This is a genomic window from Clostridium neonatale, from assembly GCF_900465025.1.
Taxonomy (GTDB): Bacteria; Bacillota; Clostridia; order Clostridiales; family Clostridiaceae; genus Clostridium; species Clostridium neonatale.
The window spans coordinates 602,892-618,607 of sequence record NZ_UICR01000002.1 but is presented as its reverse complement, the minus strand read 5'-3'; the positions used below and the strand labels follow the sequence as shown (position 1 = coordinate 618,607).

Sequence of the window (15,716 nt, the reverse complement as noted above, 5' to 3'; positions counted from 1 at the left end):
ATGTGGCATATATGTTAAAATAAGGGTGGTGGGTGAGGGGGATATTTTATGAAATGGACCATTAGTATGATTATGGGATTAGGAGTATCTTTATTGATTAATACAATTGATAAAAAATCAGGATTAAATTATTTACAGAAAATAAAAGAGAATAAGCCTAAAAAATATTATAAAATAATTTATATTTGCTTTACTCTAATCTTATTCTTTTCAAGAGACTATATTTTAGGGATAATTGGAATAAGTGATGACGATATTATTAGAATAATAATAACAGGAGTATTGATAGGAATATGTATTATTATTCTGGAAATAAATGATTAATAAATATATTATAATTGCAAAATAGGGTTACCGCATAAAGTAGAAAACTATAATAATTATGATCGAAGTTATTAATGCGACAATTCGTTTTATTAGTTAAAATTATCATAATTAATGTCATTTTTTTGATTGAGTGTGCAGCGCATTAATTTATGAAATTAAAAATTAACTAAGTATAATAAAAATAAGCATAGATAGGTATCACTTTAGGATAAATATCTATGCTTATTTTTTTATGAAATAAAGCCTATTTATTGTTTCATTAGTTATGAAACTTTGATTTTCCATTTTTATTATTATAAGATTTATTTCTATGCTTAGGTTCACTATCAAATTGTTTTGGCGAGTTAGAATCTTCAATTTTTCCACCAAAGATTTTTTTATTTTCAAATTTTATATTAAATTCTTTTTCATATTTTTTTATTATATTAAGTTGTTTTTCAGTAGCTATAGCAATAGAAATACCAGATTTATTTCCTCTTGCAGATCTTCCAGCTCTATGTAAATATTCATTAAGTTTTAATGGTAAATCTAGATGGAATATATGTGTTACATCTTCAACATCAAGCCCCCTCGCGGTTATATCAGAAGATACTAGTATTTTAATTTTACCATTTCTAAAGCTTTCTATAGCAAGCTTTCTATCTTCTTTAGAAATATGACTGTTCATAGCAAAACAATCCTTAGCATGATAATTTAATTTTGCAGTTGTAAGTTCAATATCTTCATTATTATTTACAAATACAATAGCTTTTTTAGGATTAGAAGCTGCAATAATTTTTCTTAATGTATCAAATTTATCACGTCTATCACAAACAAATAATAAATGCTCAATATTTGGATTGAGTGAAGGTTTATCTTCTGATTTAATTATTATAGGCTCTTTCATTAATTCCTTACAAGCATTTAAAGTATCTTCTTTTATAGAAGCTGAAAATGCCATAAGCTGACGATCTCTCATTGTAGTTTTAATTATGTTCTTTGCCACAGCAATTCTTTTTGGATTTAATAAATTATCACATTCATCAATTACTATAGTTTTTATAGTATGTGCAGTTATCTTTTTCTTTGTTATTAAATCTAGTATTCTTCCAGTAGAACCTACAATTATATGAGGTTTAATTTCTTTAAGCTTTTTTATTTGATTATTGATATTAACATCTCCAATAATAGATAAAGAAGTCATAGGAATCTCTGAATTTTCTGCTAGAAGTTTAATTTGTGCTTCAATTTGTAGTGCTAATTCATGTGTTGGAGCTAATATTAAGGCTTGCATTTCTCTTTTAGATGTATCTATTTTCTGAAATAGAGGCAGTAGATAAGCAAGTGTTTTACCACTTCCAGTATAACTTTCACCTATTATATCTTTATTTTCATAAGCTGGAATTATGCACGCACTTTGAATAGAAGTTGGTTCAGTTATTCCTTGTTTTTTTAATCCTTCAATTATATTTGAATTTAAATTTAATTCTTCAAAAGTCTTATTCATAATATCTCCTTATAGATCACATATTCAATTAATATTTCAATATTAAAGTTATCAAAAGAAAATACCAATTGTCAATTAATTATAACTTTAATATGCAGATTTGAATAGTAAAAGATTGTATTATAATATATTTATATATTTTGTATTAACTTTTAATAATATGAAAAATTTATACTTATTGTATTTAAAGTAATACTATGAGAAAATATAAAAAGAATTAAGGCATAATTTACCGTATTTATGGGGGAATTTACATGATGGATAAAGAAAAAATATGTGAAGGAGTAAAATTAATATTAGAAGGAATAGGTGAAGATATAAATAGAGAAGGGCTTATTGAAACACCTATTAAATAAACGTGTTTATAAATTGTTAGAGGAATTGACTAGAAAATAATTTGAGTGGTGACAGTCATCTGTCGCCACTTGGCGAATTAAAAGAGAAGTTTAGTATAGAGTAAATATTAAAGTAAAAGCCAGTGAATCATCAATTCACTGGCTTTTACTTTAATATCTAGGCTTATTTTTTTGTTCAATATAAAAATTTTCTACACCATATGTTTTTATTTTGTTATTATTATTTTTCCAAATTTCTATAAGAGATTCATTATAAGTGGTTGGTGTGCATGGGAAACTACTACATTCAAAACAGAAATCCGCATTTTGGGTTTTATGACAGGAATTTATACTGCATTGGCATTTTGGCTTATCTGTAAACCTACAGCCTTCACAGTTTCCATTAGAAAAATGAGTGAGTATATCTGAGAATTCTTTATAGTAGTTAAAAATAGGCATAAGGTCCTTTAATTTTTTTGCCATGTTTTCAAAATTAATTAGATTTTCATTAAGCTCTTTGCTTAAATGTACAATTTTGCTGTCTACATAGGATGCACATCGTGAGCAGTCATTGCCACAAGGTGCTAGTTCCTTTACTGCTTGTTCATAGTTATTCATAAAAATTCCTCCTTAAAATAAATGAAAATATGCTTTCATTTATATAGATGCACTAAAAGGAGGAAAGTAACGGATAGCATGAAAAAATTTATATGATTTTTATAGTTTCTACGTAGAAATTATGTATTATGAGATATTTATAGCTAATTATAGTTTCAAATGTACATATCATTTATAATATCAATTACATTTTTATACCACTCTTTTTGTGGTTTCTTCAATGGCATATTTTTATAAAGATAGTTAACCTTAGCACGTGTAGATTTATTAAAAACATAGTTACATTTTTTATAATCTAATCTTTCTATTAGCTTATGCTTATTATTATTTGCATCTTTCTTAAGGCTGTCTCTCGTTTTGGCAAAATCAATCCAAGCTTTGCAGCTACATGGATTATTTATATCTAGAATATTACAATGATCAGAAAAGAAAGAATCCAAATTCATATGAGCACGATAAAGAAGGCCTTTAACAGCAACTTTTGAAATATTAAGTATGTTTGAAACATCATCTAAGGATAAACCAAACATATCAACTAAAGAAAAGGCTATTCTTTGATTTAAGGTCAACTTTCTAACCATAGCAAGAAAACATCCATTTTGCATATCGCTTATGTATTCATCTACAATTATTTCATCTTCTGGATTTGGAATAGAAGATACATATAAAAGGCCATCTTGCTCAAGGTTTTCTATTTCATCATAAAGATTTTCGGGATTCTTTGTATTTTTTCGTACATTCATTAAGGAAAGATTAAAGCATATTTTTCTAAGCCATGGTTTTATTGCATTTGAATCTTTTAGAGAATCTATGTTTTTCCATGCGTTAATAAAGGTTTCTTGAGATAAATCTTCTGCAACAGCTGGATGGCAAGAAAGCTTTAATGCATAATTATATATGTAAGAACCATAGTCATTTATAATATTGTTTATATTCATATTATCACCACATAATTAGTATTTTTACAAAAATAAGTATACCATAATTAACAGGAATATTTTCGACTATTTGTATTTACATGGTATAATAATTATTATGAATTATATTAGATAATAATTTGAATATTAGGACATCCAATAAATATATAAATAAAATTTTGTATATTATAGTGAGGTGAAATCATGAAATTATTTGTTGTAGATGCATTTTCAGATAAAGTATTTCAAGGAAATCAAGCAGGTGTTGTTATTGTTGATGAAAATAACGAATTCTTAGACGAAAAAGTAATGATAAATATTTCAGCAGAACTTAAACATTCCGAAACAGCTTTTGTTAAGAAAGGTAAAGATGAAAATAGCTTTGAAATAAGATATTTTACACCAAATAGTGAAGTGGATTTGTGCGGACACGCTACTGTATCTGCTTTTACTGTTCTTTGTAATGAAGGGATAATAGGTACTGGAGAATTTTATGCAAAAACACTAGCTGGAAATTTAAAAGTCATAGTTAAAGAAAATGTTGTCTGGATTGAGATGGCAGAAGGAAAGATAGTAAGGGAATTCAATTATGACGAAGTTTTAGAAATTTATAAAGCTTATGGACTTAAGGATGATGATATAGACAAAGAAATTAAATGTTGCATAGTAAATACAGGACTTACTGATATACTTCTACCTGTAAAATCAAGAGAAGTATTAAATAATGCAATTCAAAATAAAGAAGAAGTAATAAGGTTATCTAAAAAATACAATGCTGTTGGCGTTCATATGTTTTATTTAGAAAAAAGCAAAAAGGCAACTGCATACTGTAGAAATTTTGCACCACTTTATGCAATTGATGAAGAGTGTGCAACAGGAACATCGAATGGGGCGCTTACTTATTATCTCTTAAAAGAAGGTCTTATTGAGGAAAAGGATAAAAATACTTTTATTCAAGGAGAAGCAATGGGTAAGCCTTCAATTATATTAAGCAGGGTGGGCAATGAAGGAAGAATATATATTGGTGGGAATGCAGTTATATCAATAACTGGTAAGTTAAATTTAACTTAGTCTTAAAGATGTAATTTTAGCAAAAGGTACTTAGAATTAAGAGAAAAAATATTTTATCTAGGTGAAAGATTATATAAATAAAAATTTATAAGAAAACTCTATATTTCAAATTTGATATGTATATAAAAATTTATTAAAAGGAGATGCTGTAAATATGATTACATTGATGTATATATTATTAATGCTTATAATTGTATTTGAAGTTTTCAGTATTTTTAAACCAATAGTTAAATCATTGACAGAATATAAATCAATAAAAAGTGAAATAAGTTATATTCTGATAAGAGTTCTGATTTCAATATTAGCAGGTTATTTTACATTTAAAATAGGAACTGGCATAATATTTTGCTTTGCATAAATTGATGAATTCGGCATAAGCTTAGAATTTGTTAAATTGGTTATTGTTTTAGAAAACTATTATCTTTACAAGACGGGTTTTTATTGGAATTTGAATTTTGGATATAGAAAATGAATGGAGAATATATTATGAAATCTATACATCACGTTTGCATTCAAACAGAAAAATATGAAGAATCATTAAATTTTTATACTAATATTTTAGGATTCGAATTAATTCATGAGACAGAGAATGTTCATACCAGAGGGTACAATACTTGGTTAAAGCTTGGAGATTTTATGATAGAGCTTCAAACAAATAAAGAAGGTGAAAAGCTTAAAGAATATACCTCATCTAGTGCGGGAATTGTACATATGTGTTTTAAAGTTGATGATATTAAAGAAGAATATAATAGAATAAAATCATTAGGATATGATAATTTCAAAAGAAAAAATAGTGAAGAAATATACAAAGTTGAAAATGGATATTTGTTTAAAATAATTGCACCAGAAGGTACTAAAATTGAATTTAGAGATAGTGAAATTTAAATTAAAGAAAAAATAAATAGTTAAAATGGACCCTATAATAGTAGACAATCTTTTAGTTAGTGTCTACTATATAGGGTCCATTTTAAAATAATCTCATTATTGCTATATCCTTTTTGTAAGGTTAATTTTTAAAATATAGATATTTAGATTATGAACATAAATATCTATATTTTAAAAGTTGTCACTATAAATTTTACTATTTACAAAATATAATAGAAGTTATATTATATAAATAGAACGTATGTTCGTGAATAAGGTAGAATATTATGGTAAAAGGAAGGGATATAAATGGAAGCTTTAAAAACAATTAATTCTTTATATTGTAACTTAAAAATCTCAGATAATAAATACGAGATTAGAAAAAAAGAAAATCAACTTATAGATGCATTAGAAGCATATTTAAAAGAAGAGTGTTATGAGTCTTATATAGAAAATAACTTAAAAAATACATTAATAAAAGCTAGAGAAAATGATTTATATAGAAGTGAAATGATAAATATAATAAAGCAATTTATTTTTGAATAAATATAAATAAAAAATGGACAATCTATAATGAATTACTTTTTATGGTCTCGGAACTTTCCAAAATTGGATCGTATTTTTTACTTAAAATTAATCTATGTTAATGAATGGTTTTATAGTACATGATAATGGAACACTTTTCAAGAATTCTATTAATTCGGCTTTTAGAATATTCTTTATAAATTAACCTTATTATAAAAAGAGGCAGCTAATTAAGGCTGCCTCTTTTACTTTATTAGAAACTTTTTAAAAGGGTAATTGTTTACATATAAAGATATATTAGATATAATTTAATTATGAAAGGAGCTGGTCAATAATGGAGATAAGTAAAGGGAAATGTATATTTTTGGTTGCTTTTTGTATTATTTTTGTTATGGTTGTAAGTTCGCTGAGTGCAATTGTAGTTTTTAGGATTAATAATAAGGAAATACAAACTAATGTACAAGAAAAAATTAATAACAAAGAATAAAAAAAGTATTAAAAGGATAGAATATGGATTCTAAATTTAAAGTTAAACAAATTACAAAATTATATGAAAGTTGCAATAAATGCGGGTTACCAATAATAAATTGTATATGCAATATTGTGCCTAAGATAGAGACTAAAGCAAAGATATGGATATTATCATCAGAAAAAGAATTTAGTAGGCCTTCAAATACAGCTAGATTACTAAAATTGGTTAACCAAAAATCAACGGAGTTATTCCTTTGGGAGAGAAAAAATATTCCTGAAAAATTAATTGATTACATTAATAGTAAAGAGTATGAAATATATATACTATTTCCTACAGAAAATGATGAATCGTTAGAAAGAAAATTTGAATATAAAGCTTCAAAAAAAACGCCAGCATTTATTATTTTGGATGGCACATGGAAAGAAGCTGCAAAAATGTTTAGAAAGAGTGATTATTTAAAAAAACTGCCGCGAATTTCATTAAATCCAATTTATAAGTCAGAATATACTTTGAGAAGAGGTGCATCGGAAGGAGAGTTATGTACTGTCGAAACCGCAATCGAAGTACTTAAGTTAAATCATGAAACTGATAATGCACAATCAATTAAAGGTACATTCGATTTGTTTATGAAAAGTTTTAAAGCAGGAGTTAATGGAGTAAAGTTAAAATGTATATAATTATTAAAATTAAAAATAAAAGTTAAATATACTAGAAGTTTTATTTTGCTCAAAATAAAATTTCTAGTGTATTTAACTTTTGTTATACATTATGTCCATTAAACGCTAAAATTAAAAACTATGGGAAAAATATTTATAACACTCAAGATAAATTTAAAATCATTAAATGAAATGATATTTAGAACCTTTAAATTTGAGAAGAAAAATTTTATTGAAGTCACATAGATAACATTTTACAAATTAGTATATTTATAAAGATATAAACTTAAAAGTATTAGAATAAATATATTCATAAATATTAGTTCATATATGTGTAAAAACTTAAGAATTTGCTTATTTACTGGGGATAAGAAGAAGTTTTTAAGATGTTAAACAGAATTAGAATAAAAATTTTTTTCGGATTTCTAACATTATATAATAGTTAGATTTTAAGCAGTGAATTAAAATGAAAAAACGTTCTTTGAAAATTAAATAGCTATATTTTTATTCAACTCTTTTAAAAAGCCAAAATAGATACAATTGTAAATTTATAATTCATTTAGTAAAATATGCTTATGAAGTAGAAAAATGAAAAGAGGCAATTGAGTAATAATATATTAAGAAACATATAGAAGGGAGGATTTTATGGATAGTGAATTAGACAAATATAAAAAAATGATAGCTAAGAATCCTAAGGATCCCAAAATAAATTCATGGATAGGGAATTATTATAAGAAAAATAATGATTTTATAAAAGCGTTAAAATATTATAAGAAGGCTTTTGAAGTAGATTCGTATAATCATTATTATTGCAAAATTATAGGGGATATTTATGAAAAATTAGGTGATTTAAATAAAGCACAAAACTATTATAAAAAAGCAGTTAATTTAGAAAATTTTGAAATGGATCAAAGTTTAACAAAATATTTAGATGCAATTAAAGATAAGCCAAATGATGCAAAAGGATACTTTTTGTTAGGATCTTATTATGAAAGATATAAAAGGTATGAAAAATCTTTAAAATATTATATAAAAGCTTTTGAATTTAATAATAAGAGCGAGCTTTATTGTAATAAAATAGGTAAAATCTATGAGAAGTTAGGTCAAGAAGATAAAGCTAATAATTATTATGATACAGCAATTAAATTAAATCCTTCATCTAAGGAAAAAAGAGCTTTACTTAATAAAATAGAAAATAATGAAAGAATTTCGGTTAATGATTTTTTTGAAGGCAATTATGTGAAAGGTTCTTTTGCATCAAATGCATGTACTGATGAATTTGATGTTAAGGAATTTTATGCGATTTTTAAAGAGATAGAGAAAAAAGAAAATGTTAAGGAAGTATATATAGAAATAGCTGATGTAGATGTTGAAGAAGAATGGCCATACTCAGATACTGCTTTTGTTGTTACAACAGCAAATGAAGAAGAGATAGAATCTTGGTTTAAAGAAGCATCTCCAAGTGAAATAGATGAGCATATATCTATTGAGAAGCTTAAAGATGGTTATAAATTATATTGTTTATGGTGGAATTAAACTTATTATATATTTCATATTGCTAATGGAGATGATAAAATGAACGTAAATATTGTATTATTTAATGATTTTGAAACATTAGACATTTTTGGACCACTAGAAATATTAGGTAAAGTGCAAGAGTATGATATTCACTACTATTCACAAAATGGTGGAATGATTACAAGCAGACAAAAAACTCAAATTATAACAGAGGATATTGATTTGGCTGATAAAAAAGGTATTTTAGTTATTCCAGGTGGACAAGGAACAAGAGAACTTGTAAATGATGAATCATTTCTTAATATGTTGAAAGTAATAGCAGAAGAATCTGGATTCTGCTTATCAATATGTACAGGCTCAGCTCTTCTTGCAAAAGCAAATGTATTAAACGGAAAAAGTGCAACATCAAATAAGCAAGCATTTGAATGGGTTAAATCTATTAATGATACTGTTAATTGGGTACAAAAAGCAAGATGGGTTGTAGATGGAAAGTATTATACATCATCAGGTGTTTCAGCAGGAATTGATATGACGTTAGGATTTGTAAGTGACAGGTTTGGAGAAGAAAAAGCAAATGAAATAGCTCATAATATTGAATATGCTTGGAACTCTGATAGTAAGAATGACTTATTTTCCAAATAGATATTTATAGACAATCATCAATGATATAAATAAAGATATGATGATTGTCTATATTTTTCTTATTAGAAATTTCAAGTTATACAAATCAGATATTATTTGGATTTTTTGTAGAACATGGAACTCCAACTAAGCATTTGCCACAAACATCAACAAGTCCAAGATTATCATGAAATTTATCATTAATTAAGCACATTTCATAACATTTATGCCTGTCAAAAGAATCTATTTTTAATGCATCATTAACGCATCTTTCAACACATTTTTTACATATATTTAAACTTTTATATAAGCAGTTTTCATTTTTAATTTTAGAAGAAGGCTCTATTTTCATATCTGTTACAAAGCTTCCAACACGTCCACAACATCCTTTATCAGTGATAAGCATATTGTTAATTCCAAATGTACCAAGCCCAGCAATAGCTGCAACATGTCTATGAGACCAGTCACTTATAAGCTTTTGAGTATCAAAATTGTGAGTGGCAGGAATTATATTAGAGTTAAAACCTAATTTTTCTAGCTCAGATTTGATGAATGTATTTAAATCATATATTAATTTATTTGTTTCTATATAAGCTATTGACCATTCTTTTGATGAATGTTTATGGGCTATATTACTTTTTATAATATCACCATTAAATGGTATGAAGTATGTAACTACAGTTTTGGCATTAGATAAAAAATCATGAGGCATTGCATGGGTAGGACTTACTAATTCCTTAAGTTTAATAAAGTCTTCATTAAATGCATCTGCATATGCAATTAAGGGTTCATTCCAGGAAGTAGTGGTATTATGATTTTGAGAATATTCTCTAATAAAAGTTTTTATAATGTTTTCTAATTTATCTTTCATACGATTCTCCTATATTTTAACAATTATAATTTTATATTTGAAAAAGCAGGTATTTATATACAAGTATATCACAATATTTATGAATTTATTGGAATTTATGCATACATGACTTCAATATAAATTAAGCCTATTTCTATATGTATTAAATTAAGAATTAAAAAATTATGATTTTATATACTGTACAAAAAACAATGAATAGATATAAAATATAATAAAGACTAGAATTTTGATATGAATAGAAATACAAAGATAAGAATATATCATGATATAGTTATGATGAGCTACGAACAATTTATTTAATAAGGCTATGCCTATATTGCAAATGAAAAGTGAATTTAGGAGGATAGGATAATGAGAATTTCTACAAAAGGAAGATATGCATTAAGATTAATGCTTGATTTAGCCATTAATGAAAATGGTAAGCCAATAAGAATAAAAGAGATTTCTGAAAGACAAGAGATATCAGATAAATATTTAGAACAGATAATAGCTATCTTAACAAAAGCAGGCTATGTAAGAAGTGTAAGAGGACCACAAGGCGGATATAATTTATCCAAAAAGCCAAGAGAATATACAGTAGGAAGTATTTTAAGATTAACAGAGGGAAGTCTATGCCCAGTACCATGTTTTGAAGACGAAGTAAATACATGTGAACGTGAAAATGAATGTGTAACAGTTATACTATGGAAAAAGATCGATGATGCAATTAAAGGTGTTGTTGATAATGTTACATTAGAGGATTTAGTAGAATGGCATAATAGTAAAATTGATAATTACGTTATATAATTGCTGAAAATAAATTGGCATTTATATAAATAAAAGATTATTTAGTAGGGCTGTTATAAGATTTTTGTGCAGTAGAAATTTTTGATACATTCATATTTATTATGTATACAAATTTTACTCATGAAGTTATATACTAGTAAGAATAAAAAAGCTATAAGCAATGTTGTAAGGGGGAAGAAAATGAAAAAAGGGGCATTTGCAGTTTTGATGTGCTACGTACTTTGGGGGATTCTTCCGATATTTTGGAAACTTTTAAACCAATTAGATCCAGCGTACATTTTAGCATCACGAATATTTTGGTCATTAATATTCTGCTTTGTATTAATAATTTTTAAAAAAGAATCATTAAAGATTAAAGAGGTAATTAAAAATAAGAAAGAAATTTTATTGCTGTGTGCAGCAGGGGTTATGGTTAGTATTAATTGGGGAAGCTATATATGGGCAGTAAACAACAATCATATTCTTGAAGCAAGTTTAGCTTATTATATGAATCCAATAATAACAATTTTAATGGGATTTGCTTGTTTTAAAGAAAAATTAAATAAGAACCAATGGATTTCTGTTGTTATAGCTTTCATAGGTGTTATGATACCAATAATAAGATATGGACAGGTTCCATATTTGGCAGTTATAATTGGAGGAAGTTTTGCAATATATGGAGCAATTAAAAAAATGGTAAAAGCTGAAAGTCAAGTTTCACTTATAATTGAAACAGCAGCAGTAACACCAATTGCAATAGTATATATAATTTATGCAGAAATAAATGGAATTGGAGCTATTGGAGTTATTCATAATCCAATGCAGTTTTTGTTATTACCATTAGCAGGAATAATAACTGCTGTACCATTATTGCTTTTTGCACAAGGCATAAAAAGCACACCATATTCTTTAGCAGGAATATTAATGTATGTTAATCCAGCTTTACAATTGCTTATAGGAGTTATTTTATATAAAGAAAAATTTACAGCAATTAATGCAATTACATTTGGGTTCATTTGGATAGCATTAATAATTTTTCTTATGAGCAATATGGATATTAGTAAAAAGACTGAATTAGCTTAGTAGAAGAAGAGTTAAAGAAATAAATCTTTCGATTTCTTTAACTCTTTTTGTTTTTATCAAGAAATGTATAAAGTACAGTAAGTTTTTGCTTAAAAAATTCTATTTCTAGAAGATAAATTTTTAGTGAATAAATATAAATCATATAAATCCTATTGACAAACTCGGAATAAAGAGTCTATAATACAAATATAAGTAAAAATAAGAAGAAAATGCAATGTAAATGCAGAGCTTTTTATAAATATAGTAGTAGCTTAAAAAATTATACTTATTAAAATTAAATAGGACAAGTCTATTTAGATTTACGATTTTATCATTAATAAATAACGAAGAATTATAAATATATATATTAAAAGGAGAGAATAATTATGGCAAAAATAGCAAAGAAATTAACAGATTTGATTGGAAATACACCATTACTTGAGTTAAGTAATTATGAAGAAAAGAACGGTTTAGAAGCAAATATTATTGCAAAACTTGAATACTTTAATCCACTAGGAAGTGTTAAGGACAGAGTTGCAAATGCAATGATTGAAAAAGGAATTAAAGATGGCAAAATAAATAAAGACACTGTTATTATTGAGCCTACTAGTGGAAACACTGGAATCGGACTAGCTTTTGTAGCAGCTGCCAAAGGTCTTAAATTAATTCTTACAATGCCAGATACAATGAGTATTGAAAGAAGAAGAATTGTAGCGGCATTAGGAGCTGAAATAGTTCTTACTCCAGGTGCAGATGGAATGAAAGGTGCAATAAAAAAAGCTGAAGAATTAGTAGCTGAATATGGAAATGCAATTATACCACAACAATTTGAAAATGAAGCTAATCCTGAAGTACACAGAAAAACTACAGCAGAGGAAATTTGGAATGATACAGAAGGAAAAGTAGACATTTTTGTAGCTGGAGTTGGTACTGGTGGTACTGTCACTGGTAATGGAGAAGTATTAAAAGCTAAAAATCCGAATATCAAAATTGTGGCAGTTGAACCTGCAAGCTCTCCAGTATTATCAGGTGGTAAGCCTGGTCCACATAAAATTCAAGGTATAGGTGCAGGTTTTATACCTGGCGTAATGAATCTTGATATTGTTGATGAAATTATTAAAGTTGAAAATGATGATGCATTTGAAGCATCTAGAAGTGTTGCTAAAACAGATGGGGTATTAGTTGGAATTTCATCTGGGGCAGCAATACATGCAGCAACAGAACTAGCTAAAAGACCTGAAAATAAAGGGAAAAACATTGTTGTGTTATTACCAGACACAGGTGAAAGATATTTATCTACTCCTTTATTTGAATAAAAATATGTCTTATATGAGATAAGAGTACTAATGTTTATAGCACTCTAAATATTAAAAGTTTTTTTACACCAGTATACTAAAAAATGCTGGTGTTTTTTTGCACATTATTTTATAGAAAGCATATCTATAAAATAAATCATAGATTTCCTATTGACATACTCGGAAAAGGAATGTATACTCCTAAATATACCATAAATAAACAAAAATGGGGTGAAAGTAAGAAATGAGTAAAATTGGGGCTATAATCTCTCACAGATATGGAAATATGCGATGTTGCATGTATTATAAAGCAAAAATAAAAGCATATTGAATTACTGATAAGGAGAGAAGATTATGAAAATAAGAAAGATTATTAGTTTAGGGTTAGCAACATTATGTGCTTTAGGAGCATTTTCAGGATGCGGTGAAAGTTCAAATGCAGAATCTGATGCGAAAAAAACAATTGAAATTACAAATGTATCATACGATCCAACAAGAGAATTATATGAAGCATATAATAAAGAATTTGCAAAGTACTGGAAAGAGAAAACTGGACAAGATGTTAATATAACTCAATCTCATGGCGGTTCTGGGAAACAAGCACGTTCAGTTATTGAAGGAAATGAAGCAGATGTAGTAACTTTGGCATTAGCACATGACATTACATCAATTGAAAATGCAGGATTAATAGAAAGTGGATGGATTAACGAATTTAAATCGAACAGCTCACCATACACATCAACTATTGTCTTTCTTGTAAGAAAGGGAAACAGCAAGAATATAAAAGATTGGGATGATCTTGTAAAAGATGGAGTAGGGGTTATCACACCAAATCCAAAAACATCAGGAGGAGCTTGCTGGAATTTCCTTGCTGCATGGGCGTATGCGGATAAAAAATATAATGGAGATGCGGAAAAGATAAAAGAATTTGTTAAAAATCTTTATGAAAATGTACTTGTGTTAGATTCAGGTGCAAGAGGTGCTACAACAACATTTGTTGAAAATGGACAAGGCGATGTGTTGATTGCTTGGGAAAATGAAGCTTATTTATCTGTAAAGGAGCATCCAGATGAATTTGAAATTGTAACTCCTAGTTTAAGTGTTTTGGCAGAACCATCAGTTGCAGTTGTAGATGAAACTGTAAAGAGAAGGGGAACTGAAGAAGTATCTAAAGCTTATTTAGAATATTTATATTCTGACACAGCACAAAGAATTGCTGGAGATAATTTTTATAGACCATCTAATAAAGAAATTTTAAAAGAATATAAGGATGTATTTAACCTTAATATTAACCTTGTAACTGTAGATGAACAATTTGGAGGATGGGATAAAGCATACAAAGACTTTTTTGAGGATGGAGCTATATTTGATCAGATTTATCAATCAAAGTAATAAAGAGACTTATAAGGGAGATGCCTTAAAGACATCTCCTTATCTATAGAAAATAGGATGTGAGTTATGGAAAGAATATCATTAAGTATAAAAAGAAAAAGTGGAAAGAGAATTATACCGGGTTTTGGACTTTCTATGGGTATTACAATATCAATGCTAAGTTTGATTATATTGATACCTGTTGTTTCCATAATCATATGTGCCTCAAATTTGAGCTTTAGGGAGTTCTTAGAAGTTGTTACTTCACGTGCAGTTGTATCAGGCTATAAGGTAAGTTTTGGATGCGCATTTATTGCAGCGGTAGTTAATGGTATATTTGGAATGGTTCTTGCATGGGTATTAGTGAGATATGATTTTCCAGGGAAAAGGTTATTAGACGGATTGATAGAATTACCATTCGCGCTTCCAACAGCAGTAGCTGGAATTGCACTTACTTCTTTATATTCAAATGAAGGATGGATTGGACGTATTTTTTCAAAGTTTGGTATACAAATAGCTTATACGAAGATAGGAATAATTATAGCTATGATCTTTATTGGAATACCATTTGTAGTACGTTCTATACAGCCTGTTTTAGAAAAGTTAGATAAACAGTATGAAGAAGCAGCTGCAATGCTTGGAGCAAGTGAGAGAAGAACATTTTTTAAAGTGATATTTCCAGAGATATTTCCAGCAATGCTTACAGGGTTTGGACTTGCTCTTGCAAGAGGTATTGGTGAATATGGAAGTGTAGTTTTTATAGCAGGAAATATACCTTATGAGACACAAATTGCACCACTTTTAATTGTATCAAAGTTAGAACAATTAAAGTATACGGATGCAACAGCAATTGCACTTGTAATACTTGCTACATCATTTTCAATTTTATTTCTTATAAATATTATTCAATCTCTAGTGAATAAAAGGACAAGCTAGGAGGCA

Annotated in this window: 18 protein-coding genes and 1 pseudogene; 15 read left to right on the top strand and 4 right to left on the bottom strand. The window is 27.3% G+C overall.

Annotated features, from left to right (window positions below):
• Positions 1-48 precede the first annotated feature (48 nt).
• Complete coding sequence (locus tag CNEONATNEC86_RS14430; protein WP_058295883.1) at positions 49-324, top strand: hypothetical protein; 276 nt, start codon at positions 49-51, stop codon at positions 322-324.
• Positions 325-586: 262 nt separating this feature from the next.
• Here CNEONATNEC86_RS14430 and CNEONATNEC86_RS14425 read toward each other — a convergent pair whose 3' ends face one another.
• On the bottom strand, positions 587-1,813 hold the full coding sequence (locus tag CNEONATNEC86_RS14425) for a DEAD/DEAH box helicase (RefSeq protein WP_058295882.1): 1,227 nt from the start codon (positions 1,811-1,813) through the stop codon (positions 587-589).
• A 254-nt stretch (positions 1,814-2,067) separates the two neighbouring features.
• Between CNEONATNEC86_RS14425 and CNEONATNEC86_RS14420 the strand changes: the two are divergent.
• Positions 2,068-2,160: pseudogene (locus tag CNEONATNEC86_RS14420) on the top strand (GTP cyclohydrolase I FolE); the annotation flags it as partial.
• 159 nt (positions 2,161-2,319) lie between these two features.
• On the opposite strand, the gene CNEONATNEC86_RS14415 reads toward CNEONATNEC86_RS14420, so the two are convergent.
• On the bottom strand, positions 2,320-2,766 hold the full coding sequence (locus tag CNEONATNEC86_RS14415; protein ID WP_159136303.1) for a DUF3795 domain-containing protein: 447 nt from the start codon (positions 2,764-2,766) through the stop codon (positions 2,320-2,322).
• Between the two features lie 155 nt (positions 2,767-2,921).
• A complete protein-coding gene (locus CNEONATNEC86_RS14410) occupies positions 2,922-3,704 on the bottom strand; it encodes an RNA polymerase sigma factor (protein WP_159136302.1) in 783 nt (260 codons plus the stop codon).
• Between the two features lie 183 nt (positions 3,705-3,887).
• Here CNEONATNEC86_RS14410 and CNEONATNEC86_RS14405 point away from each other — a divergent pair, with 183 nt between their 5' ends.
• The 8 genes from CNEONATNEC86_RS14405 (at position 3,888) to CNEONATNEC86_RS14370 (ending at position 9,431) form a co-directional block, all read left to right on the top strand.
• Entirely contained in the window at positions 3,888-4,754 is an 867-nt protein-coding gene (locus tag CNEONATNEC86_RS14405; RefSeq protein WP_159136301.1) for a PhzF family phenazine biosynthesis protein, read from the top strand.
• 154 nt (positions 4,755-4,908) lie between these two features.
• A complete protein-coding gene (locus tag CNEONATNEC86_RS14400; protein WP_159136300.1) occupies positions 4,909-5,112 on the top strand; it encodes a hypothetical protein in 204 nt (67 codons plus the stop codon).
• Positions 5,113-5,240: 128 nt separating this feature from the next.
• The gene (locus CNEONATNEC86_RS14395; RefSeq protein ID WP_159136299.1) at positions 5,241-5,639 is read left to right on the top strand and encodes a VOC family protein; all 399 of its coding nucleotides are present in this window, start codon (positions 5,241-5,243) and stop codon (positions 5,637-5,639) included.
• Between the two features lie 288 nt (positions 5,640-5,927).
• The gene (locus CNEONATNEC86_RS14390) at positions 5,928-6,164 is read left to right on the top strand and encodes a hypothetical protein (protein ID WP_058295876.1); all 237 of its coding nucleotides are present in this window, start codon (positions 5,928-5,930) and stop codon (positions 6,162-6,164) included.
• 313 nt (positions 6,165-6,477) lie between these two features.
• Entirely contained in the window at positions 6,478-6,630 is a 153-nt protein-coding gene (locus CNEONATNEC86_RS14385) for a hypothetical protein (RefSeq protein ID WP_159116576.1), read from the top strand.
• A gap of 23 nt (positions 6,631-6,653) precedes the next feature.
• Complete coding sequence (locus CNEONATNEC86_RS14380) at positions 6,654-7,292, top strand: tRNA-uridine aminocarboxypropyltransferase (RefSeq protein ID WP_058295875.1); 639 nt, start codon at positions 6,654-6,656, stop codon at positions 7,290-7,292.
• Positions 7,293-7,916: 624 nt separating this feature from the next.
• On the top strand, positions 7,917-8,807 hold the full coding sequence (locus CNEONATNEC86_RS14375; RefSeq protein ID WP_159136298.1) for a tetratricopeptide repeat protein: 891 nt from the start codon (positions 7,917-7,919) through the stop codon (positions 8,805-8,807).
• A gap of 39 nt (positions 8,808-8,846) precedes the next feature.
• A complete protein-coding gene (locus tag CNEONATNEC86_RS14370) occupies positions 8,847-9,431 on the top strand; it encodes a DJ-1/PfpI family protein (RefSeq protein WP_159136297.1) in 585 nt (194 codons plus the stop codon).
• 85 nt (positions 9,432-9,516) lie between these two features.
• Here the strand turns inward: CNEONATNEC86_RS14370 and CNEONATNEC86_RS14365 are convergent, their stop codons facing one another.
• Positions 9,517-10,281 carry an epoxyqueuosine reductase gene (locus CNEONATNEC86_RS14365; RefSeq protein ID WP_159136296.1) on the bottom strand — a complete coding sequence of 255 codons (765 nt, stop codon included), beginning with the start codon at positions 10,279-10,281 and terminating at the stop codon, positions 9,517-9,519.
• Between the two features lie 351 nt (positions 10,282-10,632).
• Between CNEONATNEC86_RS14365 and CNEONATNEC86_RS14360 the strand changes: the two genes are divergently transcribed.
• From CNEONATNEC86_RS14360 to cysT, 5 genes are all read left to right on the top strand, one after another.
• Entirely contained in the window at positions 10,633-11,067 is a 435-nt protein-coding gene (locus tag CNEONATNEC86_RS14360; RefSeq protein ID WP_159136295.1) for an RrF2 family transcriptional regulator, read from the top strand.
• Between the two features lie 180 nt (positions 11,068-11,247).
• The gene (rarD, locus tag CNEONATNEC86_RS14355; RefSeq protein ID WP_159136294.1) at positions 11,248-12,129 is read left to right on the top strand and encodes an EamA family transporter RarD; all 882 of its coding nucleotides are present in this window, start codon (positions 11,248-11,250) and stop codon (positions 12,127-12,129) included.
• A 365-nt stretch (positions 12,130-12,494) separates the two neighbouring features.
• Positions 12,495-13,424 (top strand): cysteine synthase A, encoded by a 930-nt coding sequence (cysK, locus tag CNEONATNEC86_RS14350; protein ID WP_058295869.1) that lies wholly within the window; start codon positions 12,495-12,497, stop codon positions 13,422-13,424.
• Between the two features lie 333 nt (positions 13,425-13,757).
• On the top strand, positions 13,758-14,795 hold the full coding sequence (locus CNEONATNEC86_RS14345) for a sulfate ABC transporter substrate-binding protein (protein ID WP_159136293.1): 1,038 nt from the start codon (positions 13,758-13,760) through the stop codon (positions 14,793-14,795).
• 66 nt (positions 14,796-14,861) lie between these two features.
• Positions 14,862-15,710: a sulfate ABC transporter permease subunit CysT gene (gene cysT, locus CNEONATNEC86_RS14340; RefSeq protein ID WP_159136292.1), complete on the top strand. Its 849-nt coding sequence runs from the start codon at positions 14,862-14,864 to the stop codon at positions 15,708-15,710.
• Positions 15,711-15,716 lie beyond the last annotated feature (6 nt).

Bases quoted from the DNA above. Each gene is read 5' to 3' on its own strand.
- CNEONATNEC86_RS14400 (WP_159136300.1), top strand. From the start codon at position 4,909: ATGATTACATTGATGTATATATTATTAATGCTTATAATTGTATTTGAA.
- CNEONATNEC86_RS14405 (WP_159136301.1), top strand. From the start codon at position 3,888: ATGAAATTATTTGTTGTAGATGCATTTTCAGATAAAGTATTTCAAGGA.
- cysK (WP_058295869.1), top strand. From the start codon at position 12,495: ATGGCAAAAATAGCAAAGAAATTAACAGATTTGATTGGAAATACACCA.
- CNEONATNEC86_RS14365 (WP_159136296.1), bottom strand. From the start codon at position 10,281: ATGAAAGATAAATTAGAAAACATTATAAAAACTTTTATTAGAGAATAT.
- CNEONATNEC86_RS14425 (WP_058295882.1), bottom strand. From the start codon at position 1,813: ATGAATAAGACTTTTGAAGAATTAAATTTAAATTCAAATATAATTGAA.
- cysT (WP_159136292.1), top strand. From the start codon at position 14,862: ATGGAAAGAATATCATTAAGTATAAAAAGAAAAAGTGGAAAGAGAATT.
- CNEONATNEC86_RS14395 (WP_159136299.1), top strand. From the start codon at position 5,241: ATGAAATCTATACATCACGTTTGCATTCAAACAGAAAAATATGAAGAA.
- CNEONATNEC86_RS14430 (WP_058295883.1), top strand. From the start codon at position 49: ATGAAATGGACCATTAGTATGATTATGGGATTAGGAGTATCTTTATTG.
- CNEONATNEC86_RS14415 (WP_159136303.1), bottom strand. From the start codon at position 2,766: ATGAATAACTATGAACAAGCAGTAAAGGAACTAGCACCTTGTGGCAAT.
- CNEONATNEC86_RS14360 (WP_159136295.1), top strand. From the start codon at position 10,633: ATGAGAATTTCTACAAAAGGAAGATATGCATTAAGATTAATGCTTGAT.
- CNEONATNEC86_RS14410 (WP_159136302.1), bottom strand. From the start codon at position 3,704: ATGAATATAAACAATATTATAAATGACTATGGTTCTTACATATATAAT.
- CNEONATNEC86_RS14390 (WP_058295876.1), top strand. From the start codon at position 5,928: ATGGAAGCTTTAAAAACAATTAATTCTTTATATTGTAACTTAAAAATC.
- CNEONATNEC86_RS14345 (WP_159136293.1), top strand. From the start codon at position 13,758: ATGAAAATAAGAAAGATTATTAGTTTAGGGTTAGCAACATTATGTGCT.
- CNEONATNEC86_RS14375 (WP_159136298.1), top strand. From the start codon at position 7,917: ATGGATAGTGAATTAGACAAATATAAAAAAATGATAGCTAAGAATCCT.
- CNEONATNEC86_RS14380 (WP_058295875.1), top strand. From the start codon at position 6,654: ATGGATTCTAAATTTAAAGTTAAACAAATTACAAAATTATATGAAAGT.
- rarD (WP_159136294.1), top strand. From the start codon at position 11,248: ATGAAAAAAGGGGCATTTGCAGTTTTGATGTGCTACGTACTTTGGGGG.
- CNEONATNEC86_RS14370 (WP_159136297.1), top strand. From the start codon at position 8,847: ATGAACGTAAATATTGTATTATTTAATGATTTTGAAACATTAGACATT.
- CNEONATNEC86_RS14385 (WP_159116576.1), top strand. From the start codon at position 6,478: ATGGAGATAAGTAAAGGGAAATGTATATTTTTGGTTGCTTTTTGTATT.